The following is a 20,980-nucleotide window of genomic DNA, read 5'->3' on the forward strand; positions in this document are numbered from 1 at the left end:
ATGAAGTGGCCTGTGCCCACAGACTGGCCACACAGCGATGTGTCACAGCGCATCTTTAACCCACCACACCGATGGCACGTACAGCACATGGGGCAACAGATGGGGCAGGGACCGGTCGCTTTGCTTTTGCATGGGGCAGGGGGCAGCACACACAGCTTTGCAGGGCTTATGCCGCTTTTGGCGGACCGCTTCACTGTCGTGGCAATCGATCTGCCTGGACATGGTTTCACACAGCTCGGTGCACGGCACCGAAGCGGCCTGCCACCCATGGCCGAAGACATCGCGGCGCTGTGCCAAAAACAAGGTTGGAAGCCAGACATCATCATTGGTCATTCAGCTGGCTGCGCCCTTGCACTTGAAATATGCGACACCATTTTGTCCCCGCGGGGACAGGTTCCGAAAGTCATCGGTATCAACGCGGCCTTAAGCACATTTGAAGGCATCGCAGGCGTGCTTTTCCCGGCGATGGCAAAAGCGCTGGCCGCCCTTCCGTTCACCGCAAAAGTGTTTTCCGAATTGGCAGGCAAACAAGCGCGGGTTCAGTCTCTAATTGGCGGAACAGGGTCAAATCTTACCCCCGATCAGATCGACTTATATACACGTTTGATCTCTGACCGTGACCATGTGGATGGGGCACTATTGATGATGTCTCAGTGGTCTTTGGACGCACTGTTGGGCAGGCTACACTCAATCAGCACCCAAACGCTGCTGGTGGCTGGGGCGCAAGACAAGACGGTTCCAGCGACTGTATCCACAAACGCGGCCCACGCCCTACCCTGCGCCCGGTCAATGGTTCTTGAAGGGTTGGGCCACTTGGCGCACGAAGAAGACCCTAATCAGGTGTTTAGACCCATAATCGACTTTGTTGATCAATCCGCCAGCTGATCCAAAAAGCTACGCACCGCAGCCTCCAGTTTGCGTTGATCTATTGCACCGAAATTTCGATCCAACTGAACTTCGAAACGCCCATCCGTCGCGGTGCACCTTGCCTGACCCTCAGGCCGGTTCAATTTAAGCGTCGTCTTCGCACTGGATTTCGCAGAAATAGGTGCCGCGGCGCGTTTCGGGCCTGTGAGACTTGCGGACAGAATGCCCAATTCCTCAGAGGCATCGCGTTTTGGATGCGCCCTAAGAACCGCCGCGATCTGAGTGACCAGCTTGGGATTGCTTTCAATTGCCTTCACCACCTTCAAACCCAAGGCGCGCGGAATGGCTTCGGCATGCATCAGATCACGGCCAAGGACTTGCAGCAGATGGGCAAAGTGGCGAATGTAGCTGCGCTTTTGCCGTCCTGCCGAGGCGAACAGAATGTCCACAGCATCGCGGGCGGCTGTCGTGTCTGAACGCTTGGAATACGACAATGCCAACTGCGCCATTTCAGCAAATGAGATATCGCGCCGCACAAGGTTTTCATCCACCATACGGCGATACAGATGATCCAGTTGCACACCGCTGGCCTGCAAAGTTGCTGGGATTTGCGCGTACATCGGGTCGCGCGTCTCTTGATACAATTCCTGATAGGCCGACAAACGACGAAAGCCTTGGATCAATTCGTAGCCGCCGCCGATGTCTTCCACGTGAATCGGGTTGGACAGGCCCACAGCTTGAATGGACGCCTTCAATTCCGCCAGTTCAGGGTCGCGTGATGCAGCCCGGTCGCGGATCAGCTTGGTGGTGTGAATATCCGTCAACGCGACCCGCGCCACGATAGCGCCGTCTTTTTTCAACGCGACATATTCATGGGCAAGACGATCGTTTTCCGCGCGAATGTCAGCCTCGGCGGATTGGCGTTCTGTCAGTGCTGCGGCGTTTTCGGAAATGGCAGACGCCATAGGCCCGCGCCGGGTTTCGCCCACTGTGGATATTGCCGGTGCAGGCTCTGCTTCAAAGTCGATGTCGAATACGCGGCGCTTGCTCATGTCTCGTCCTCCAGTTTGTCCCAGGCATCTGTCAGATTGGTGCGAAATTCAGCATAGGCCTGATCAAAAGACGCCCGCGCACGTCGCCATGTTTCGCGTGTCATATCGCGGTAGTCGATTTCATAGATCGACGACAAAAACCGCCCCGATTGCTCAACGGCACGCGTCATTTCGATGGGATGTTCCGTCAATCTGTCCCCGAACACTTTGCCAAAGGCAGACTGCATTGCGCGGTGCAATTCGTTGTTCGGCTCAAACCGTGTGATCAGGAAACGCAGATCAAGAAACGCCTTGGGCAAGTTCATTGTCCCCGCGGGGACAAGACCCTGAAAGCGCGACAAATCTTCAAGCGCCTCGGACAATTGCCCGATGAAAGATGTCGTTGAATCGTATTCCCAATAGCCGGGGCCAGAAGGGATATAAAGCATGTCGGCGGCGAACACCGCGTTCATCGATTGGTAGCCGATCGCAGGGGGGCAATCGAACAAGATCACATCGTAGGCATCCGCCGGCAGCTGATCAAGGAACCGCGACACAGCTGCGAAGAAAGACCATTCGGGGTTCATGTGGCGGTATTGGGCGCTGGCAAATTCAACGAAGGCCGCGTTGGCACAGCTGGGTACAATGTCGATGGTCGGCCAGTTTGTTGGCTTGATAAAATCAGCGGCCCGCAACCCTTCCAACCCCATGTCGGCGATGGATTGGGGCAAACGTCGTTGGGGCAGGGCGGCCCCGCTTTCGGCGCCTTGCGCGGCAGAGTTCATGCGGTTGGTTTCTGCGGCCAAATCCCGCGCCATGATGCCCCAGACGGTATATTCCTCGGCCACATCGGTGAGACCCATGGAGTGACTGAGCGTAGCCTGCGGATCAAAGTCGACACAGAGCACGCGGTAGCCATCAAGGGCTGCGGCATGGGCAAAGTGCAACGCCACTGTGGACTTGCCTGCGCCCCCTTTAAAGTTGGCAATGGCCGCCCGCATTGCCCGTTTTCCAGCGGGGCGTTTGGGCATCAGCGACTTGCGGTTCACCTTCAAACGGCGGCGCAATTCGTTGATTTCCTCAAGGCTATACCAGCGTTGCCGCCCGTCTTCTTCCACTGTGCCCTGGGGCAGGGTGGGGTCAGCGGCCAAGCGCCCGCGCATAGTGGATTGGTTCACCTCAAAAATCAGCTCTGCCACCTCCCAGCTTGAAAACCGCCGCAGCGATTTTTCATTCTGGGGTGAAAACGTCTGCTGCCGGATAAAGCCCTGCATCTTCAAGGATTGGGCCTGTAACTGGGCGAGATCTGCGTGTGTGAACATGGTATGCCTGTCGCTGGTGTCTATATGCTGTCCCCGTGGGGACGCTATTTTTGTGTTTTCCATGAATTACGCTGATTTGGAGAAAAAAGCAAAAGGGAATATGGTTTTCATAGAGGGCCCACGATCCAACCAGATATGGGCGCATCCGCGCTTGGAATGATTCGGACCACCGCATCATGACACAACCAACATCACGCAAAACCTAGGGGACAGTTTTTGACTATCCGCTAGGGAATGGGGGACACAACGCACTGAATAGGGGACACTTAGGCTGTCACCCTATACCTATCTTACCTAATTTTCTTTCTAAAATTGGTTTAGCTGGATCAAGTTATCCACATGCGTCTTGACAGAATCGTACAAAAGGACGCAAATCAGCACACAGAGACGAAAAGCGGCGACAAGCTGCGTAAATGAGCCGCAATAGGCCATAGATGAGGCACCATCCGCATAGAAGCGATGGTAACATATGAGGGCAGCCATGCTTTCCACGAAACCGGTGGGACGTGGAGCACAGGCGCGCAAATACGATCTTCTGACAGCATTAGGGGCTTATGCCCTATCGCAAGGCAAGCATGATCAGCGCCGTGTTCTAAGACTAATGACTTTGATAACCGCGCGCTACAATTGGGCGCGTGATGAACTTAGCGTGGGGGGCCGTGAAATCGCCCGCATGTGGTGCGTCGACGAGCGTACCGTGAAACGCGAGATGGCGCATTTGCGCACGCGGGGATGGCTTGTTGTGCACCTGCAAGGGGCGCGGGGACGGGTTACGCGATACGGTGTCGATTGGGACAGGATTATCGCAGACACCCAGTCCCAATGGGACGCTGTCGGGCCGGATTTTGCCCTGCGCATGGGGGCCCAGGACGCAGTGGACACCACCGTGGTGCCGATGCCTGTGAAAGGCACTGTTGTGGCACCTGACGTGTCTGATGGCACGGAATGGGCTTTGGCCAAGGGGTTGATGCATACGCAGGACGCAGGACTTTATGCGTCTTGGATCAGCGGTTTGGACCGGGCCGGTCGGGTAGGGGGGGTGCTGACGATCAAGGCTCCGTCACGCTTTCATGCCGCTTATGTGCAAAGCCATCTGGAGGCGCGGCTTTTGCGGGTCTGTCAGGATGTTGATGGCGACGTGTCAGAAATTCGCATCGTCACATGATTGTACGATATCAATCGCCTGTGCGGTCTTCATCATAAGAGATCAGGTTGTCCATTTCAGGCAGCCAATGTTCGCGCCGTTTTGTCCACAATTGATAGGTTGGCGTAAATTGGTTCGGGTCATCAAGTGCGCCAAGGTGAATTTCTATTTCATCCCCCGTTTGGGCAAACACGGATGAACCACACCGCACACAGAAATGCCGTCCTTCATACGCGTGGGGTGTCCCGGTTACAGAGACTGCAGCCATCGAAAAAACAGCGGCCGCATAAAACGCAGCCCCGTGATGTTTGCGGCACTTGAGACAGTGACACAGGCCCACCCGCTTTGGTGCGCCATGGGCTATGACGCGCACGTCGCCGCAAAGGCATCCGCCCTGAACCGATGTCATATCATATCCCCATTGGGTGCGTTACAGATGAAAAAAGCCGCTGCGTTCCCACAGCGGCTTTCTCTTGAAACGAGAGTGGACTTAGCTGTCAGAGCTTGTCTCTTCTTCGGCCTCTTCCATCGCAGGGCCCACCGATTTGAGATAGGCCGCGACGTCGTCACCGCCTTTTTTCAAGCGAAAGGACATGCCTGATTTGGCTTTTTTGTCATCCAGGTATGTTTGCAGGAATTTCTTGGGGTCGACGACGTATTCTGCCAGATTGGCTTCGTCCCAGACCAAACCGGCTTCGCCTGCAGCCATGATGCTGTCTTTGTATTTGTAACCCTCCAAAGCGCCCGCTTGACGCCCGATGACGCCATACAGGTTCGGGCCGGATTTGCCGCCTTTGTAGATCACGTTGTCACCGTCTGAAATCATGTGGCAGGCTTTGCATTTTTTGAATGCCTTTTCACCGGCTTCGGCGTCACCTGTTGAATGACCATCTGCGAATGCGGGGGCTGCCAAGCTGAGGACAGCCAAGGTTGCGAATGTACGAAACATATTTTTTCTCCAGTGATGATTGCCTTATTACTTAGCGCATCATCACCAGAGTCAACAGTCACATCGCCGCGATTTTACGCGATTTTATGCCACAGCATGTGAAATTGCGCATTGTTTCCAAAGCTCTTTCAACGCCATCACCAGATGTTCGATGTCATCCGTGCTGTGCAGGGGCGACGGGGTGAACCGCAACCGTTCGGTGCCTTTGGGCACTGTGGGATAATTGATGGGCTGCACGTAGATGCCATAGGTCTGCATCAGGTAGTCCGCCAGCATCCGCGTTTTCACCGGATCACCGATCATCACAGGGATGATGTGGCTGGGGTTGTCGAGATGCGGAATGCCTTCCTGATCCAGCCGTTTGCGCAAATAGGCCACCTTTTGTTGCTGCATCATCCGTTCAGAGCTGCTGTTTTTCAGGTGCTGGATCGACGTTTGCGCCGCCGCCGCGATGGCTGGGGGCAGGGCAGTGGTAAAGATGAAGCCCGACGCAAAACTGCGGATGAAATCGCACATCGCCTCGGACCCGGTGATATAGCCCCCCATGACGCCGAATGCTTTGCCGAGCGTGCCTTCAATCAAGGTGATCCGGTCCATCAACCCCTCGCGTTCGGCCACACCGCCACCGCGCGGGCCATACATGCCAACGGCGTGGACCTCGTCGATGTAGCTAAGTGCGCCGTGTTTTTCGCAGACTTCCACGATTTCACGGATGGGCGCGATGTCGCCGTCCATGGAATAGACCGATTCAAAGGCCACAATCTTGGTCGCGTTGGCGGGCAGGGCGGCCAGTTTGCGGTCAAGGTCTTGCGGGTCATTATGCTTCCAGATCACCTTGGGGCATTTTGCGTGGCGGATGCCTTCGATCATGGAGGCGTGGTTCAGCTCGTCCGACAGGATCACCGCATTGGGCAGGCGTGAGCCCAGCGTGGACAACGCCGCCCAGTTAGACACGTAACCAGAGGTGAACAGCAGGGCCGCTTCTTTGTTGTGCAAATCGGCCAGCTCTTTTTCCAACTCTTTGTGGGCGTGGTTGGTGCCAGAGATGTTGCGCGTGCCGCCGGCCCCTGTGCCATAAGCGGTCACGGCATCGATCATCGCCTTGCTGACGGCGGGGTGTTGGCCCATCCCCAGATAGTCGTTGGAACACCAAACGGTGACCTGATCCGGCGCGTCCTCGTCGTGGCATTTGGCCTTGGGGAAAGACCCCGACATCCGTTCCAGTTCGGCGAATATGCGGTAATTGCCTTCGCCTTTCAGATCATCCAGTTGCGTCTGAAAAAGTGCATCAAAGTCCATGATGTCCCCCCTTAATCGTGTTTTTTGGTGTTGATTTGGGCGCGGGAAGCATCCAGCGCCAGAGTTTTTCGTCCGGAACGGGCAGGACCATGACCCAGTGTTCCAAAAGTGCGAGTGCGGTGAGCGCACTTAACAAGGCAAAACCTGTGATCTGCCCCGGTGTTTCTACCGCCATCAGCCGTTCCAACCAGCAGGCTGCGGCAAAGGTCAGTGCTGTTGTTGAAATGGGAAACAGCCAGTTCATGCGGCGATCCCGAAAGTGACTTGGCAGATGCGCCAGCGCGTCGGGCAGAAAATCCACATTGATGCGGGGCACCCCCAGAAACAGGTTCAGTTTCGCGGACACACGCGCAAAGAACAGCACCGCAAACGTCCACATGCCAAAGCCGTTTTCGTGTCCCGTACCCACCAGAAACATCGCAATCAAAGCCGCGATCAAAAGCATTTCGTGGTAGGCCAGCGTGCCCCAAGCACGAATAAAACGTTCCCATTCTGGCGTGTGCGGGGGCAAGGCATGTGTGTTGGGGCCGGTGATTGTGCCTGTCAGAAAGGCCAATTCGATCCAGCCCCAGATGCCAAGTGCGCTAAGGAACGCGACATAGACCCCGAAGAGGGTTTCATTGTCCAAAGACCACCAGAACCCGTAAGCCCCAACCAAGATCATCGGCAAGCCACACAGCACAGTTGTTGTTCGCGCACGTTGCCCTGCGCGGTCTGCGTATTTGACCGCCATCAAAATTGCCCCGGTGGAGAACCACCAGACAAACAGGGCAATAATAGAGGCGATCCAGGGGGTCATTAGTAGGCAGGCTCCATCAGCACCGCGTCAGGGCATTTGTGTTTTTTGACGGGGATCGTGAACAGCGACACAAAGGCCATACCGGCCCGTGCCTGTGCGCCCAGTTTGCGGAAGAATTGCTTGTTTTCCACCGCCTCTGCCAGATCGGCATTCGCCTTTTGCAAACGCTCAAGACCGCGCTGCCAGCGGGGGTTGTCAATATCCAGCGTGATCGGGAAAATCTGCTGCGTCAGGGCCGAGGTTTTCACATAGACCTCATGGGCGTACCAATCGGGATCCACGCCAAGTGCTTTGTGAAACACAGGGCGCTGGTGATCGCGCACATACATCGTGGCGAACACGGCCGTCAGGAAGAATTTGATCCACCAGACGTTCACACCACTGGTCAGCTTGGGGTCGGTTTTCATCAGCAAGGCGAAAGCCTCGCCGTGTGAAAACTCATCGTTGCACCATTCCTCGAACCATTTGAAAATCGGGTGAAAGCGGTGTTCGGGGTGCGCCTGCAGGTGGCGGAAAATCGTGATGTAACGCGCATAGCCGATCTTTTCCGACAGGTAGGTGGCATAGTAGATGAATTTGGGGCGGAAGTAGGTGTATTTCTTTTTCTGGGTCAGAAACCCAAGGTTCACAGACACGCCTGCCTCGCGCAGCGCATCGTTGATGAAACCGGCATGGCGTGCTTCGTCGCGGGCCATCAGCTGGAACAGTTGGGTGATGTCGGAATTCGATCCGCGACGCTTCATTTCCTTGTAAAGGACGCAGCCTGAAAATTCAGCGGTACATGAGGACACCAGAAAGTCGATGAATTCCTTTTTCAGGGCAGGCTCCATCCCGTCCCAATCCACTTCGTCCCAATCGGCGTTTTTCTTGAAGTGGCCTTTGTTCGGGTCTGACACCATCTGCGCAATCAAACGGTCCCATTCGGCGCGCACAGGCGTCACGTCGATGGCGTCCAATTCATCAAAATCAGTGGTGTAAAAGCGCGGCGTCAGCAGGGTGTTTTGCATGGCAAGCGCCGTGGCGCTGTCGCTGTCGGTGATGGACTGCGCCTGTTGCAGTTTCAGGCTTTCTTCGGCGTCGGTGATGTCAGAGGTGTGTTTGGGCTGCATGTTCATAGCTTCACCTCATCGGAAAAGGAAAATTCGCACAGTTCCATGACCTCGAAGTCCCCTGTCAGGCGGGTCCAGAGGCGTTCCAGTTTTGAAGCGCGGTAAATTGTGGCTTCGCGGTCCTCGGATACGATTTCACCGAAGGGGGCCATAATTTCCGGCCCGTGCACTTGCACTTCGTCGCCGGGATAAACGGTGGCACCGTTGTTGAAGCGGACGTGGGCGTGCAGGCTTTCGAATTTATGGCTGATTTCGACGGTGCAGGGGGCACGTTCGATGTCTTTTGTCAGTAGTCCCATGAGGTGGCTTCCCTTTTGGTTTCAGTTGGTACCCAGCAACCTGGCGAAGGTGCGGGTGTTGTCAGCGCCGAAACCCATCAGTTCTGCAGACCATCCGGTAACGGGATCATGCAAAGACAGGCGGTTTCCTTGACGCAGTTGCAGTTGGACGGGGGCAGACATATCTGCCCCGATCTTGGCCCGTTCGCGGGCAATCACGCGTTCGACACCTGCGACAAAGCCGCCTTTGTCCGCGCTAAAGTCGGCAATCACAGACCCGTTGGGGTCCAAAACTGTGGCGGCCCCGGACGCTTGTCCGGTGATCAGAATATCGCGTTGGGCGATGATCTCGGTTTGGGCGGGGGTGCCGTCCAAAGGACGATCCGACAGGGATGCAATAGCGACCAGCGCAACCACGGCCAGAACAAAGGCACAAACCAAACGGATCAGGACGCGCGGCACCAGATCTTCTTGGGGGGCATGAACGCGGGGGGTGTCTGTGTGTGCCATCTGATTATTCCGCTGCCACGGCATTGGGCGACACAGGTGCGCGCGCCACTTCGGGGCGTGTCACACGCGCTTCGGCGGCCGAGGCCAAAATGCCAGCCACACGTTCCGCGTCCTTGATGCAACGCAGCGCAGGCTGTGCCTTTTTGAAGTGCCATGGACGCGCATGGGGCCAGCACACCAGATACCCAAGTTGGGTGTCGCCGGTTGTGTCCAGCGCGATGGTGCCGGTGCCGTTTTTGCGCATGTCCAGCATCGCGTTGCCCACCTGCGTGTAGGGCAGATTGATCGTCAGCGTCAAAGCCGCCCCGATCCGCATCACCACACGGGCATCGGTGATTGTGTACATGGTGGCGCGGGCCTGAACATAGGCCACAAGCCACAGCAACGCACACACCACGGTCCCCAACAACAGATATGGCACAGCCGCGCCAATGGCCTGACCCAGCGGCAAAAGATCAACCACCGTGGTGAAACGCCAAGCGGCCAGCAACGTGAAATATCCCGCAACCCATTTCAATGACAACGCCCCGCAGGCCAGCGCCCAAGGGTCAGGGCGCCCCTGCCACAGGATCTGTTCGCCTTTCGGGGGGCGTTCGGGAAGCCCCTCAACGGGCTCTATTTCGAAGTCATCATGAGACATGGCTGGTGTCCCCTTTTTTGGGTTGCGATTGTGGTTTTAGATCAGCGGTTCTTGACGTTTGGCATCGGCATAAAGATGGCCGCCGCCGTAGTAGCCGCTGATTTTGTCTTCTTCCAAGCAGGTCACTTCCGTGGCGCTTTTGTGCTTTGGCACATTGGCAAATTGCGCGGCATAGATGGATGTGATGTGCATGCGGTCTTTCTTGATGCGCACCATGGTCATGGGCACAAGACGTGTGCCGCCGCCATGCGCTGCGTCCAGTTCGTATTCGACATACCGCACCAGCTGTTCGGGTTCGTCGATCCACATGTCGGTGACTTTGCCAACAATCTCGAAGTCACCGGATTCAACAGGCAACCCACGTGGATCACGGCCCGCGGACACGCTGAACGCTTCTTTGGTGGACATCGGAATGATCTTGGGGTGGCCGTGGCCGTCCAGTTCCGGCAGATCGCGGCGCGGCGCCCAGGATGCGGGACCAACCCCGTCGATCATCGGATCGCCTGTGGGCTCCAGCGGATAGCCGTTGCCGGACCCTACACGCTTTAACGCGATGTCGGCACGCTCTGGTGCTTGGCCTGATGGCACGGAAATAGACCCGCGCCCGTGGGGCAGATCAAAGGTTTTGTCTTCGGGGATCGGCCACATCGACGGGTTCGAGGACTTGTTTCCTTCGTCGTCTTCCATCGGATAGCCTTCGCGCATGTTTTCGCGTTGGATGTAGATGATAAGCGCTGCGAAAAAGATCCAGAACAGCCAAAGCACCAGTGATGCTATGTCGAATTCGCCGAAGAATGTGCCAGTCATAGTATGTCCTCCTGGACGGGTTTTATGTTGGGAAATCAGCCAGACCCAAGGGGCGTTGGTTGATGTCCATAGGGGTGGGGGGACCGCTGCGGCGCACCAGTGGTCCCAAGACGATAAGAGTGACGAAAAGCAGGCCAATCTCGGTGTGGTAAACGAATGAATATCCTGTGGCGGGGGTATCAAGGGCTGTGCCCCATGCGCCGGATGTGGCCACGGTGCTGATCCAGTCACGCAACGTGCCGCCCATGGCGATGGCAAGCCCTGCGGCGCTGGCTTGTGCCGCGCCCCATGCGCCCAACGCCAGACCACGTCCCGCTTTGCCTGTCGCAGGCATGGTCATGGCCGCTGTCAGTGTCGCGACTGCAAACAAGCCGCCGCCGAAGCCGATCATCAACGCCCCGGCATAGAACAGGGCGTTTGACGCCATGGGGGCTGCGAAAATCACCAGACTAAAGGCCCAGACACCCGCCAGTATGCCGCCGCCTGCCAGACGGTAGGGGTTTGACCCTTTGGCCAGCCGCGCCCCTGCCAGCGCAAAGCCCAGCAAAGCGCCAATGGCCCAAAGCGCTGTCAGCATCGTTGTGGCCGACACCGAAAGCCCGAGAATTTCACCGCCGTAGGGTTCCAGCAACACGTCTTGCATATTGAAGGCCATGGTGCCGACAAACACACAAACCAGCAAACGGCCCGCTTGGCCGCCGTCCATGAAATCTGTCCACGCATCGCTGAATTTGGGGCGCGGGGCGGCGCGTTCGTCCGCGGACATGGGCCGCACGCTTTCCTGTTTCCACAGGGCGATCAGGTTCAGCACAACGCCAACCACAGCAGCCCCTTGCACCACGCGGATCAGTTTCAGGGACGTAAATTCAGTCAGCAACCCGCCGATGATCACCGCAGAGACCCCCATCCCCACAAGGAACATCACATAAAGCAATGCGACAACGCGGGGTCGTGTTTCGTCTGTGGCGCGGTCCGAGGCCAGTGCCAATCCTGCCGTTTGCGTCATATGCAATCCAAGGCCCGTCATCAGAAACGCCAATGCCGCCAACACTTCGCCCGCGAAGGGAATGGTGTGGACCACATCGCCACCCAGAACCAGCAGCGCAAAGGGCATTACAGCCAGCCCGCCAAATTGCCAAAGTGAGCCGAACCAGATGTAGGGCACGCGCTTCCAGCCAATCGCGGACTTATGGGTGTCAGAGCGGAACCCAAGCAGCGCCCGAAACGGGGCGATCAGAACAGGCAGTGCGATCATGATGGCCACGATCATGGCCGGCACGCTGAGTTCCACAATCATCACACGGTTCAATGTGCCCAAAAGCATTACAGAGGCCATGCCCACGGACACCTGAAACAGCGAAAGGCGCAGCAATTGCGCCAAAGGAAGGCCTTCGCTGGCGGCGTCCGCAAAGGGCAATGCCCGCAGGGTAAGGCGCTTCAGTCCACTCATCCGCGCAGCTCCATCGCTTGGGAAAAGTAGAAACCGGATTTGACGCGATCCACGGGACGCAAAGGACGCATCACGCCGCAGCGTTTGGTGGCGGCGATCAAGGGGGCGGTGGCATGCGGCACCATAGTCGGGCTGCGATCGGACCGTGGAAACAGCTTGCCCGCATACCACATTGCCATCAACGCACGGGTGCGCGGGGCAACGGTAAAGACGATGTTGCGGCCTGTGCGCTTGTCCAAAGTGGCCAAGGCCGCGCCGATTTCTTCGGCGGTATAGTAGATCAGACTGTCCATTGCGACGACGTGATCAAACAGCCCCAATGTGTCGGACAACATGTCGCCAGACGTAAATGTGACTTGGGCTTGGTGGTGGTCGGGCAAGCGTTTTTGCGCGATTGCAACCAGCGACGGCGAAATATCAACAGCGACAACTGTGGCGCCGCGTGCGGCCAGTTCCGCCGTCATTTGTCCGGCCCCGCACCCTGCATCAAGCACCCGCTGACCTGTCAGATCGACCGGCAAGCGTGACAACATCAGCGCACGCATCTTGTCACGGCCTGCGCGCACTGTTTCACGGATTTTTGACACAGGCGCGTCAGAGGTCAGTGCCTCCCATGTTTTGGTGGCAGTCTTGTCGAAATAGGTCTCTACCCGTGACAGGGTTTGGTCATAGGCCAATCAATCAAATCCCAGCAATTCAAAGATTTCACGGTCGGGCAACGGGGCAGGGGCCAACGGATCCGTGCCCGCCCAAAGTGTTTCGGCCAAACGGATGTATTCTTTGCGCACCTGCACAACATCTTCGTCGTCGGGCATTTCAAACAACGTCTTTTTCTTCAGGCGAGACCGGCGAATGGCGTCCAGATCAGGCATATGCGCGATGCGGTTGAAGCCCACAGTCTTGCAATACCGGTCCACTTCGTCGGTCTCGCGGGACCGGTTGGCGACACATCCGGCCAAGCGCACTTTGTAGTTGGCGGACTTGGCTTGTACGGCGGCAATAATGCGGTTCATCGCGTAGATGCTGTCGAAATCATTGGCTGTCACGATCAACGCGCGGTCGGCGTGTTGCAGGGGGGCTGCAAATCCACCGCACACAACGTCGCCCAACACATCAAAGATCACAACATCTGTATCTTCCAAAAGGTGGTGTTGTTTCAAAAGCTTAACGGTTTGACCCACGACATACCCGCCACAGCCTGTGCCCGCAGGGGGGCCACCGGCCTCAACGCATTTGACGCCATTGTAGCCTTCGAACACAAAATCCTCGGGGCGCAGTTCCTCGGGGTGGAAATCCACCTCTTTCAGGATATCGATGACCGTGGGCACAAGTGTGCCTGTCAGGGTGAATGTGCTGTCGTGTTTTGGGTCACATCCGATTTGCAAGACGCGCTTGCCCAGTTTGGAAAAGGCCGCTGACAGATTGGACGATGTTGTCGATTTGCCGATGCCACCTTTGCCGTAGACGGAAAAGACCTTCGCGCCTTCGATTTTGGCATCTTCATCCTGATGGACCTGAACGGAGCCTTCGCCGTCCTGACCGCGCAGGTTCGGGGGGTTGCGATCGAGTGGGCTCATATCGCCCTCCTTTCCAAGGGGCACTTGACCCCCGCTAGGGGGCGCACAGCCCCTGTTTCTTTCAATTCCAAATTCTCAAAGGACCGGTTCATTCTGCAGCGATCCCCTCAAGCTTGTCTTCCAAGGCATCTGCGGCATCCTGCAAAGCGGCCAAAGTTTCGGGGTCGGGCGACCAATAGTTGCGGTCGTTGGCTTCCAGCAGGCGATTGGCCATACGCGAAGACGCTGTGGGGTTCAGATCGGCCAGCCGCTTGCGCATGTCTTCGTCCAGAACGAAGGTTTCCGAGATGCGCTGATACACCCAATCGTCCACCTGTCCGGTGGTCGCCGACCAGCCCATAGTATTGGTCACATGCGCTTCGATCTGGCGCACACCTTCGGACCCGTGTTTCAAAAGCCCTTCAAAAAACTTGGGGTTGATGGCGCGGCTGCGGGTCTCAAGCGCTACCTGATCTTTCAGGGTGCGGACCTTGCCACTGCCGCGGGTCTGGTCGCCGATGTATACGGCCGCATCTGTGCCCTTGGCGCGTTTCACAGCCCGCGCAATCCCACCAAGCGTATCGAAATAGTGGTCCACGGTTGTGACGCCCAATTCCACGGATTCAAGATTTTGATAGGCCAGATCCACATCCGCCAATGCCTTTTGCAGCAATGCGGGATTGGACGCTGCCTTGCCATCGGTGCCATAGGCAAAGCTTTTGCGCGCTTCATAGGCGTCAGCCAATTCGTCTTCGTCCCCGAAGGCTGAACTGTCGACCAGCGCATTTACATTGGATCCGTAGGCCCCTTCGGCATTGGAAAAGACGCGCAACGCGGCGGTGTCCATATCAACGCCCATTTTGTCGGCGTAGTCCAAAGCGTGGGCACGGATGAAATTCTGGTCCAAAGGCTCGTCTGCCAAAGCGCATTTTAACGCGGCTTCCGCCAACATGCGGGTTTGCAAAGGCAGCAAATCGCGGAAAATTCCCGACAGCGTCATGATGACGTCGATGCGGGGGCGGCCCAGGGTTTCAAGCGGGATCAAATCAGCGCCAGCCAAACGGCCAAAGCTGTCAAACCGCGGGGCGCAACCCATCAAGGCCAAAGCCTGTGCAATCGGTCCGCCATCAGATTTGATGTTGTCGCTGCCCCACAACACCAAAGCCACCGTGCGCGGCATCGCGTCGTGGGTGTCCAGCAAAAGCTGTGCCTGTTTTGCGCCGTCACGACAGGCAAATTCAGTGGGCATCCGGAAGGGATCAAAGGCGTGGATGTTGCGCCCCGTGGGCAGAATGTCTGCGGAGCGGATCAAATCGCCACCCGCAACCGGCGGGGTGTAGCGCGCGTCCAAGGCCCGCAAAATTCCGGCCAATTCGGTTTCGTCTTGCAACAGTGCATCAATGCGCGCCCGTGCGTCTGCGTCAGGCAAATCCATCAAGTCCAGATATTCCGCCCGCGCCGCATCGGTCAGGGTTTGGCCGACAATGTGCAGCCCGTCGGGGATCAGCGCGTCTTCGGTTTCAAGCAAGGTCAGCCACAAATCGGCAGGCGCGATGTTACCCATATCCACGGCGGCGGCTTGCTCTGCGATCAGGGCTTCAAGTTCTGCACGTTCGCCTGCATCAGGGGCAAGTGCGCGCCAGCGCGTCAGGCTGTCTTTCAGCTCAATCAGTCCTTTGTACAAACCCGCCGTCGCCAAAGGCGGTGTCAGATGCGTGACGGTGACTGCACCGGACCGGCGCTTGGCCAAAGAGGCCTCAGAGGGATTGTTTGAAGCATAAAGGTAGATATTTGGCATTTCGCCAATCAGCCGATCCGGCCAATCCTGTCCGCCAAGACCCGATTGCTTGCCGGGCATGAATTCCAACGCACCGTGCATTCCGAAATGCAGGATCGCGTCGGCGCTATAGGTGTCGCGCAGCCATTGATAGAAGGTGACAAAGGCGTGTGTCGGGGCAAAGCCGCGTTCAAACAACAAGCGCATGGGGTCGCCTTCGTACCCGAAAGCAGGCTGCACCCCCACAAAGATATTGCCAAAGTGGGCCCCCAACACAAAGACACCACGACCGTCTGATTGCACGCGGCCGGGGGCGGGGCCCCAAACGGCTTCAACCTCGGCCAGATGTGGGCTGCTGCCGACGATTGCATCGGCGCTGACGTGGGCCGCGACATTGGCTTCTTGGCCGTATTGGGTGGCATTCCCTTGCAAAACGGCGGCGCGAAGGGCGTCCACATCAACGGGCACTTCAACGGTGTAGCCTTGGGTTTTCATTGCCGTCAGCGTGTTAAACAGGCTTTCAAAAACACTGAGATAAGCGGCTGTGCCCACAGCACCCGCATTGGGTGGAAAGCCGAACAACACGATGCCTATCTTTTTGTCGGCATTGCGGGCTTTGCGCAGTTTCGCCAAGCGCACGGTTTTTTCAACAAGGCTGGTGATGCGTTCATGGCAGGGGGCCATGGCTTTGGTCTCATCCTGGGTTTGGCACTTGTGAACGCAGCCCGCGCAACCGTCAGGGCCATGGCGCCCGCCAAAGACAGTCGGGTTGGTGGCCCCGTCAAGTTCAGGCAAAGCGACCAGCATCGTGGTTTCAATCGGACCCAGACCCTGTGCGGCGTCAGACCATTGACCCAAGGTTTGAAACTCAAGGGGATGGGCCGCCACATAGGGAATATCGAGGCGGTTCAGAACGTCGATTGCGGCCGCGTTGTCGTTGTAGGCAGGACCACCCACAAGGCTGAAGCCGGTCAGCGACACCATAGCATCAATATGCAAACCCTGATCGTTCAGAAAATAGGTATCCACGGCAGGACGGCCATCCAACCCGCCTGCGAAACTTGGAATGACGCGGATGCCTTTGGCCTCGAATTGGCGAATGACAGCATCGTAATGCGCGGTGTCCGAGCTTAGGACATAGGACCGCATCATCAGCAAGCCAACGGTGGCAAGGGGGGCTGCGGGGGCAGGAAGGTCGGCGATGTCGGTTGTGATGCGGTGGGGCAGATCAGGGTGATACAAGCCGCAATCGGGGTAATCGATGGGGGCCGCGGCCTGCGGTTGCGTGACCCAGCCCGTGTTGGTGGCATAGCGGTTCAAAAGGTTGCGGATCATTGCATCGACATTGTCGTCAGAGCCGCCCAGCCAGTATTGCATGGTCATGAACCAGGCGCGCAGATCCTGGGATTTTCCAGGGATGAACTTCAGGATTTTTGGCAGACGACGCAGCAACGCCATCTTCTTTTGACCGTCGTTTGCAGAAGGCTTGGAGGATCCGCGCAAACGCTTCATCAGCTTCATGGCACCGGATTGGGGCGCCATCATATCCAGACTGCCCATGCGGGTCAGCTTGACGATAGAGGCGTCGGCAATGACGCCCACCATCGCATCACAGTGATCGCGGCGGGCTTCCAGGGTGGGCAAAATACGGGCGACGTGTTCTTCCAGAAACAACAGGTTGGACACGATGATGTCGCCTGTTTCCACGGCTTGGCGAGCGGCCTCGAATGCGTCGGGGTTTTCACCCCATTCGGCAGCGGCATGGACAGAAACAGACAGGCAGGGATAGTCACGGGCCAAAGTTTCAATGGCACGATTGGCAGGACCGGCCGCATGGCTGTCCAGGGTCAGGATCACAAACCGGTAACCGGGCAACCGGCCATGTATGCCTGCATCATCGCGCATAATGGGCCTTGGCCTCATATAAGGTATCGATACTGATTTCGGACACGCCGCGATCGGCTGCAAAGGCTTCTGTGTTGCGGCGGGCTTTGCCGCGCACAAAAAACGGAATCTTCTTCAACTCTTTTTCAGCATCCATCAGCCAGATCACATCACCGGACACGATCTTCTTTTCGCCTGAAATACCCCGGGGGGCGTCCGAAGGACGGGGGGCCCTCTCAGTGCTTCCTTCGGGAGCACTTGCCGGGTGAGGCGCGTCATGCGAGGCATGCCGCGCTGACAGCTCCCCCCTTCCAATGCGCGCCGCAGGCGCAGAGTGTCCACCATGGTGCGAAGCGCCGGCCGCATCGTTAAATTCAAAATCATCGCGGAACATGTGAAGCAAATGCTCTTCCAAGCCCATGACAAGGGGATGGACCCATGTGTCGAAAATCACGTTGGCCCCTTCGATGCCCATTTGAGGTGAATAGCGGGCGGGAAAATCCTGCACGTGAACAGGGGCGGAAATGACGGCGCAGTGGATGCCCAAACGCTTGCCGATATGGCGTTCCATTTGGGTGCCAAGGATCATTTCGGGCTGCAACGCTTCGATGGTGCGTTCGACTTCGAGATAGTCGTCGGTGATCAATGGATCTACGCCATAGACTTTGGCAAGGCTGCGAATGTCGCGGGCCATTTCACGGTTGTAGCACCCTAACCCTACGACCTCGAAGCCCATTTCGTCGCGGGCAATGCGGGCGGCCGTGCGTACATGTGTGCCATCGCCAAAGATGAAAACACGCTTGCCGGTCAAATATGTGCTGTCCACGGATGCCGAATACCACGGCAGGCGCAAACGGCTGTCGTCCAGATAGGGGGGCTTTCCGGTTATCTTGGATACTTCTTCAATAAAGTCACGGGTCGCGCCGACACCGATAGGGACGACTTTTGTATACGGTTGGTCAAAGTTCTTTTCCATCCAACGTGCAGCGGTTTCCGCTGTTTCGGGGTACATCAGAACATTGAAATGTGCAGCCCCCATACGTTTGATGTCGGTCGGTGACGATGTCATCGGGGCGACAACATTGACGGAAATTCCCATGTCGCTGAGCAACGCTGTGACTTCTTGAATGTCGTCGCGGTGGCGAAATCCGAGCGCTGTGGGGCCGATCAGGTTGGCGGTGATCTGTTTCGTGCGGTCCATCGGTTTGGCAAGAGATTTTACAATCTGGTAGAATGTCTCGTCTGCGCCGTAGTTTTCTTTGCGCTGATAGCTTGGCAATTCCAGCGCGATGGTGGGCACGGGCAATCCCATCAATTCGGACATGCCGCCCGGATCGTCCTGGATCAATTCCGCGGTGCACGACGCCCCCACGATGATCGCTTCGGGTTTGAAGCGGTCATAGGTGTTTTGCAGCGTCGTTTTGAACAAATTGGCTGTGTCACTGCCCAAGTCACGGGCTTGAAATGTTGTGTAGGTCACGGGCGGGCGATGGTTGCGCCGTTCGATCATAGTGAACAAAAGGTCGGCGTATGTGTCACCTTGGGGGGCATGCAACACGTAATGCAGCCCCGTCATACCAGTGGCCACGCGCATGGCGCCGACGTGGGGCGGGCCTTCATATGTCCAGACAGTCAGTTTCATGCGGGCAACCCGCGGGGGCCAGCCCCCACACCCCCGAGGTTTATTTCGCGAGATGAAGCAGGATCGAGTTTGAGCATTTCGGCGCGGCGCATCGGGCGTGAAAAGAGCCCCGCCAGATCACCGGCCTGTTCGTAGAAATGCACGGGTGTAAAGACCAGTTCGATGGCCCATTTTGTCGCCAGACCTTCCGCTTCCAGCGGATTGGCAAGCCCAAGCCCGCAGACTGTCAGGTCGGGCCGCGCGTCCCGACAGCGTTCCAGCTGAAGATCCACGTCTTGCCCTTCGGCAAGTGTCGGGCCTTGTGCCAGCATATCCAGATCCGGTCCCACGATGCCTTTGTGAATAAAGGGTGCCGAGACCTCGATCGCGTCCATTCCACATTCGCGTGTCAGGAACCGTGCCAAAGGTATTTCCAACTGGCTGTCGGGGAAGAAGAAAACAGATTTGTCACGCAATGCTTCTGATGCCTGCGCGATTGCTTTGCGTGCGCGTGCACGTGGGGCTGCGGTGACACGGTCAAATGTTTCCGCGTCTATTCCAAATTCATCGGCAATGGTCCGCAACCAGGCCGTTGTCCCTTCTTCACCGAAGGGAAAGGGCGCGGGCAGGTGGCGTGCGCCGCGCCGTTCAAGGGCTGCATGCGTGTCCCCCAGAAAGGGTTGCGTTAAAGCAAACACAGTGCCCGACCCGACCCCGAGATCATCATCGGCGCGTGGGGCAGGCAGGACCTTCACGCCGTCGATGCCCATCTGGTTGAGCAAGGACACCGCTTGTTCTTCGACCACATCGGGCAGTGCGCCCACCAACATCAGCTGGCGCGCATCGGTTTTGGCCAGCACCGGAACCATAGAGGCAAGACATGCATCTTCGCCTTGCGTGAATGTTGTTTCGATCCCGGAACCGGAGAAATTAAGAACCCGCACAGAAGGGGCGTGCTTTTCTGTCAAACGCTCTGCCGCGCGCGCGAGATCAAGTTTGATCACCTCGGACGGGCAGGAGCCCACCAGAAATAGCTGTTTGATGTCGGGGCGTCGCGCCAACAGTTCGGTGGCGACACGGTCCAATTCAGTTTGGGCATCCGCCAGCCCCGCCAAATCGGTTTCTTCAAGAATTGCTGTGCCGAATCGGGGTTCTGCAAAAATCATCACGCCAGCGGCCGATTGCAGCAGGTGCGCACATGTGCGGCTGCCAATCACAAGGAAAAATGCGTCCTGCATTTTGCGGTGCAACCAAATGATACCCGTCAGGCCACAGAAAACCTCGTGTTGGCCACGCTGTTTGAGAATCGGTTCGTCACGGCAACCGCGCGACAAAGAAGGCGGTGACAGATCATTCATGCGGTGGCCTCTTGGCGGGCATCAAGCCCATGTGATTGAGGGGATGTTTCTGCGGCAGCTTGAACGCGTGCTGCCCGCAGCTTCAGAATGAATTGCACCGCGTTGATGACGTAGGCGGTGTAAGCGGCAAGGGCTAAAAACATCAGCTCGACCGGTGTCATAAATCCCGTCCAAAGCGCCCAGACATAGGCCGCATGCAACGCAATCACCGCAAAGGAAAAGACGTCTTCCCAGAAGAACGCAGGCGCGAAAAGGTATTGACCAAAAACGACTTTTTCCCAGATTGCCCCTGTCACCATGATCAAGGCCAAAGCAGCTGTTTTGATCAGAATGGACCATGTCGCGACCCCATAGCCTTCGCCGGTCAAAAGGTAGCGCACCACAAGGACGGCAGAGATCAGGAATATGATGAATTGCACAGGCGCCAAAACGCCTTGCACCAACGTCCAAACGCTTGCGTCGCGGCGCATGCGTTGCTGGGGTGTGTAAAGCCCTGCCCGAACGCGATTTTCATCAGATTTCGCCATTTCGTGTAAGCACCTTGGATTGCATGGTTCTTCCATGATGGTACTGGCGTGA

At 57.2% G+C, this 20,980-nt stretch carries 20 protein-coding genes; 2 read left to right on the forward strand and 18 right to left on the reverse strand.

The genetic code is table 11. The features are described from left to right. Nucleotides 1–885: an alpha/beta fold hydrolase BchO gene (gene bchO, locus ABJL60_RS20545; protein ID WP_348376290.1), complete on the forward strand. Its 885-nt coding sequence runs from the start codon at nt 1–3 to the stop codon at nt 883–885. On the opposite strand, the gene ABJL60_RS20550 is transcribed toward bchO, so the two are convergent. Beyond that, nucleotides 870–1,919, reverse strand: coding sequence for a ParB N-terminal domain-containing protein (locus ABJL60_RS20550; RefSeq protein WP_348291952.1), 1,050 nt, complete (start codon nt 1,917–1,919; stop codon nt 870–872). The two genes, bchO and ABJL60_RS20550, sit on opposite strands and share 16 nt — an antisense overlap. Further along, on the reverse strand, nt 1,916–3,220 hold the full coding sequence (locus tag ABJL60_RS20555; protein ID WP_348291950.1) for an AAA family ATPase: 1,305 nt from the start codon (nt 3,218–3,220) through the stop codon (nt 1,916–1,918). The genes ABJL60_RS20550 and ABJL60_RS20555 overlap by 4 nt, the downstream gene beginning before the upstream one ends. Before the next feature lie 481 nt (nt 3,221–3,701). Here ABJL60_RS20555 and ABJL60_RS20560 point away from each other — a divergent pair, with 481 nt between their 5' ends. After that, a complete protein-coding gene (locus ABJL60_RS20560; RefSeq protein ID WP_348376289.1) occupies nt 3,702–4,385 on the forward strand; it encodes a hypothetical protein in 684 nt (227 codons plus the stop codon). Between the two features lie 10 nt (nt 4,386–4,395). On the opposite strand, the gene ABJL60_RS20565 is transcribed toward ABJL60_RS20560, so the two are convergent. The 16 genes from ABJL60_RS20565 to bchF form a co-directional block, all read right to left on the reverse strand. Beyond that, nucleotides 4,396–4,773 (reverse strand): GFA family protein, encoded by a 378-nt coding sequence (locus tag ABJL60_RS20565; RefSeq protein WP_348376288.1) that lies wholly within the window; start codon nt 4,771–4,773, stop codon nt 4,396–4,398. A gap of 81 nt (nt 4,774–4,854) precedes the next feature. Further along, nucleotides 4,855–5,313: a c-type cytochrome gene (locus ABJL60_RS20570; protein WP_348291944.1), complete on the reverse strand. Its 459-nt coding sequence runs from the start codon at nt 5,311–5,313 to the stop codon at nt 4,855–4,857. Between the two features lie 84 nt (nt 5,314–5,397). Then, the gene (gene hemA / locus ABJL60_RS20575) at nt 5,398–6,612 is read right to left on the reverse strand and encodes a 5-aminolevulinate synthase (protein WP_348291942.1); all 1,215 of its coding nucleotides are present in this window, start codon (nt 6,610–6,612) and stop codon (nt 5,398–5,400) included. After that, nucleotides 6,602–7,411: a putative photosynthetic complex assembly protein PuhE gene (gene puhE / locus ABJL60_RS20580; protein WP_348376287.1), complete on the reverse strand. Its 810-nt coding sequence runs from the start codon at nt 7,409–7,411 to the stop codon at nt 6,602–6,604. Before puhE ends, hemA begins: the two co-directional genes overlap by 11 nt. Then, a complete protein-coding gene (gene acsF, locus ABJL60_RS20585) occupies nt 7,411–8,526 on the reverse strand; it encodes a magnesium-protoporphyrin IX monomethyl ester (oxidative) cyclase (protein ID WP_348376286.1) in 1,116 nt (371 codons plus the stop codon). Before acsF ends, puhE begins: the two co-directional genes overlap by 1 nt. Beyond that, entirely contained in the window at nt 8,523–8,819 is a 297-nt protein-coding gene (locus ABJL60_RS20590) for a hypothetical protein (RefSeq protein WP_108830319.1), read from the reverse strand. Before ABJL60_RS20590 ends, acsF begins: the two co-directional genes overlap by 4 nt. A gap of 21 nt (nt 8,820–8,840) precedes the next feature. Beyond that, entirely contained in the window at nt 8,841–9,308 is a 468-nt protein-coding gene (gene puhC / locus ABJL60_RS20595) for a photosynthetic complex assembly protein PuhC (protein ID WP_108830320.1), read from the reverse strand. A 4-nt stretch (nt 9,309–9,312) separates the two neighbouring features. Then, nucleotides 9,313–9,948 carry a photosynthetic complex putative assembly protein PuhB gene (puhB, locus tag ABJL60_RS20600; RefSeq protein WP_348291936.1) on the reverse strand — a complete coding sequence of 212 codons (636 nt, stop codon included), beginning with the start codon at nt 9,946–9,948 and terminating at the stop codon, nt 9,313–9,315. Nucleotides 9,949–9,984: 36 nt separating this feature from the next. Further along, on the reverse strand, nt 9,985–10,755 hold the full coding sequence (gene puhA, locus ABJL60_RS20605; protein ID WP_348291934.1) for a photosynthetic reaction center subunit H: 771 nt from the start codon (nt 10,753–10,755) through the stop codon (nt 9,985–9,987). A 22-nt stretch (nt 10,756–10,777) separates the two neighbouring features. Then, on the reverse strand, nt 10,778–12,205 hold the full coding sequence (locus ABJL60_RS20610; protein ID WP_348376285.1) for a PucC family protein: 1,428 nt from the start codon (nt 12,203–12,205) through the stop codon (nt 10,778–10,780). Beyond that, nucleotides 12,202–12,882, reverse strand: a complete 681-nt coding sequence (bchM, locus tag ABJL60_RS20615) for a magnesium protoporphyrin IX methyltransferase (protein ID WP_348376284.1) — start codon at nt 12,880–12,882, stop codon at nt 12,202–12,204. Before bchM ends, ABJL60_RS20610 begins: the two co-directional genes overlap by 4 nt. Beyond that, complete coding sequence (gene bchL / locus ABJL60_RS20620; RefSeq protein ID WP_348291929.1) at nt 12,883–13,782, reverse strand: ferredoxin:protochlorophyllide reductase (ATP-dependent) iron-sulfur ATP-binding protein; 900 nt, start codon at nt 13,780–13,782, stop codon at nt 12,883–12,885. An 88-nt stretch (nt 13,783–13,870) separates the two neighbouring features. Beyond that, nucleotides 13,871–17,443, reverse strand: a complete 3,573-nt coding sequence (locus ABJL60_RS20625) for a magnesium chelatase subunit H (protein ID WP_348376283.1) — start codon at nt 17,441–17,443, stop codon at nt 13,871–13,873. Beyond that, a complete protein-coding gene (bchB, locus tag ABJL60_RS20630) occupies nt 17,433–19,064 on the reverse strand; it encodes a ferredoxin:protochlorophyllide reductase (ATP-dependent) subunit B (RefSeq protein ID WP_348376282.1) in 1,632 nt (543 codons plus the stop codon). Before bchB ends, ABJL60_RS20625 begins: the two co-directional genes overlap by 11 nt. Beyond that, nucleotides 19,061–20,401 (reverse strand): ferredoxin:protochlorophyllide reductase (ATP-dependent) subunit N, encoded by a 1,341-nt coding sequence (locus ABJL60_RS20635; protein ID WP_348376281.1) that lies wholly within the window; start codon nt 20,399–20,401, stop codon nt 19,061–19,063. Before ABJL60_RS20635 ends, bchB begins: the two co-directional genes overlap by 4 nt. Continuing rightward, nucleotides 20,398–20,928 carry a 2-vinyl bacteriochlorophyllide hydratase gene (gene bchF, locus ABJL60_RS20640; protein ID WP_348291921.1) on the reverse strand — a complete coding sequence of 177 codons (531 nt, stop codon included), beginning with the start codon at nt 20,926–20,928 and terminating at the stop codon, nt 20,398–20,400. The genes ABJL60_RS20635 and bchF overlap by 4 nt, the downstream gene beginning before the upstream one ends. Nucleotides 20,929–20,980: the final 52 nt, after the last annotated feature.

Source organism: Ascidiaceihabitans sp. (genome assembly GCF_039986515.1).
GTDB lineage: Bacteria > Pseudomonadota > Alphaproteobacteria > Rhodobacterales > Rhodobacteraceae > Ascidiaceihabitans.

Coding starts and splice junctions, on each gene's coding strand:
- ABJL60_RS20560 (WP_348376289.1), top strand. CDS start 3,702: ATGCTTTCCACGAAACCGGTGGGACGTGGAGCACAGGCGCGCAAATAC.
- bchB (WP_348376282.1), bottom strand. CDS start 19,064: ATGAAACTGACTGTCTGGACATATGAAGGCCCGCCCCACGTCGGCGCC.
- ABJL60_RS20565 (WP_348376288.1), bottom strand. CDS start 4,773: ATGACATCGGTTCAGGGCGGATGCCTTTGCGGCGACGTGCGCGTCATA.
- bchF (WP_348291921.1), bottom strand. CDS start 20,928: ATGGCGAAATCTGATGAAAATCGCGTTCGGGCAGGGCTTTACACACCC.
- puhE (WP_348376287.1), bottom strand. CDS start 7,411: ATGACCCCCTGGATCGCCTCTATTATTGCCCTGTTTGTCTGGTGGTTC.
- ABJL60_RS20570 (WP_348291944.1), bottom strand. CDS start 5,313: ATGTTTCGTACATTCGCAACCTTGGCTGTCCTCAGCTTGGCAGCCCCC.
- ABJL60_RS20625 (WP_348376283.1), bottom strand. CDS start 17,443: ATGCGCGATGATGCAGGCATACATGGCCGGTTGCCCGGTTACCGGTTT.
- bchL (WP_348291929.1), bottom strand. CDS start 13,782: ATGAGCCCACTCGATCGCAACCCCCCGAACCTGCGCGGTCAGGACGGC.
- puhB (WP_348291936.1), bottom strand. CDS start 9,948: ATGTCTCATGATGACTTCGAAATAGAGCCCGTTGAGGGGCTTCCCGAA.
- puhC (WP_108830320.1), bottom strand. CDS start 9,308: ATGGCACACACAGACACCCCCCGCGTTCATGCCCCCCAAGAAGATCTG.
- bchO (WP_348376290.1), top strand. CDS start 1: ATGAAGTGGCCTGTGCCCACAGACTGGCCACACAGCGATGTGTCACAG.
- acsF (WP_348376286.1), bottom strand. CDS start 8,526: ATGAACATGCAGCCCAAACACACCTCTGACATCACCGACGCCGAAGAA.
- ABJL60_RS20590 (WP_108830319.1), bottom strand. CDS start 8,819: ATGGGACTACTGACAAAAGACATCGAACGTGCCCCCTGCACCGTCGAA.
- hemA (WP_348291942.1), bottom strand. CDS start 6,612: ATGGACTTTGATGCACTTTTTCAGACGCAACTGGATGATCTGAAAGGC.
- puhA (WP_348291934.1), bottom strand. CDS start 10,755: ATGACTGGCACATTCTTCGGCGAATTCGACATAGCATCACTGGTGCTT.
- ABJL60_RS20555 (WP_348291950.1), bottom strand. CDS start 3,220: ATGTTCACACACGCAGATCTCGCCCAGTTACAGGCCCAATCCTTGAAG.
- ABJL60_RS20635 (WP_348376281.1), bottom strand. CDS start 20,401: ATGAATGATCTGTCACCGCCTTCTTTGTCGCGCGGTTGCCGTGACGAA.
- ABJL60_RS20550 (WP_348291952.1), bottom strand. CDS start 1,919: ATGAGCAAGCGCCGCGTATTCGACATCGACTTTGAAGCAGAGCCTGCA.
- ABJL60_RS20610 (WP_348376285.1), bottom strand. CDS start 12,205: ATGAGTGGACTGAAGCGCCTTACCCTGCGGGCATTGCCCTTTGCGGAC.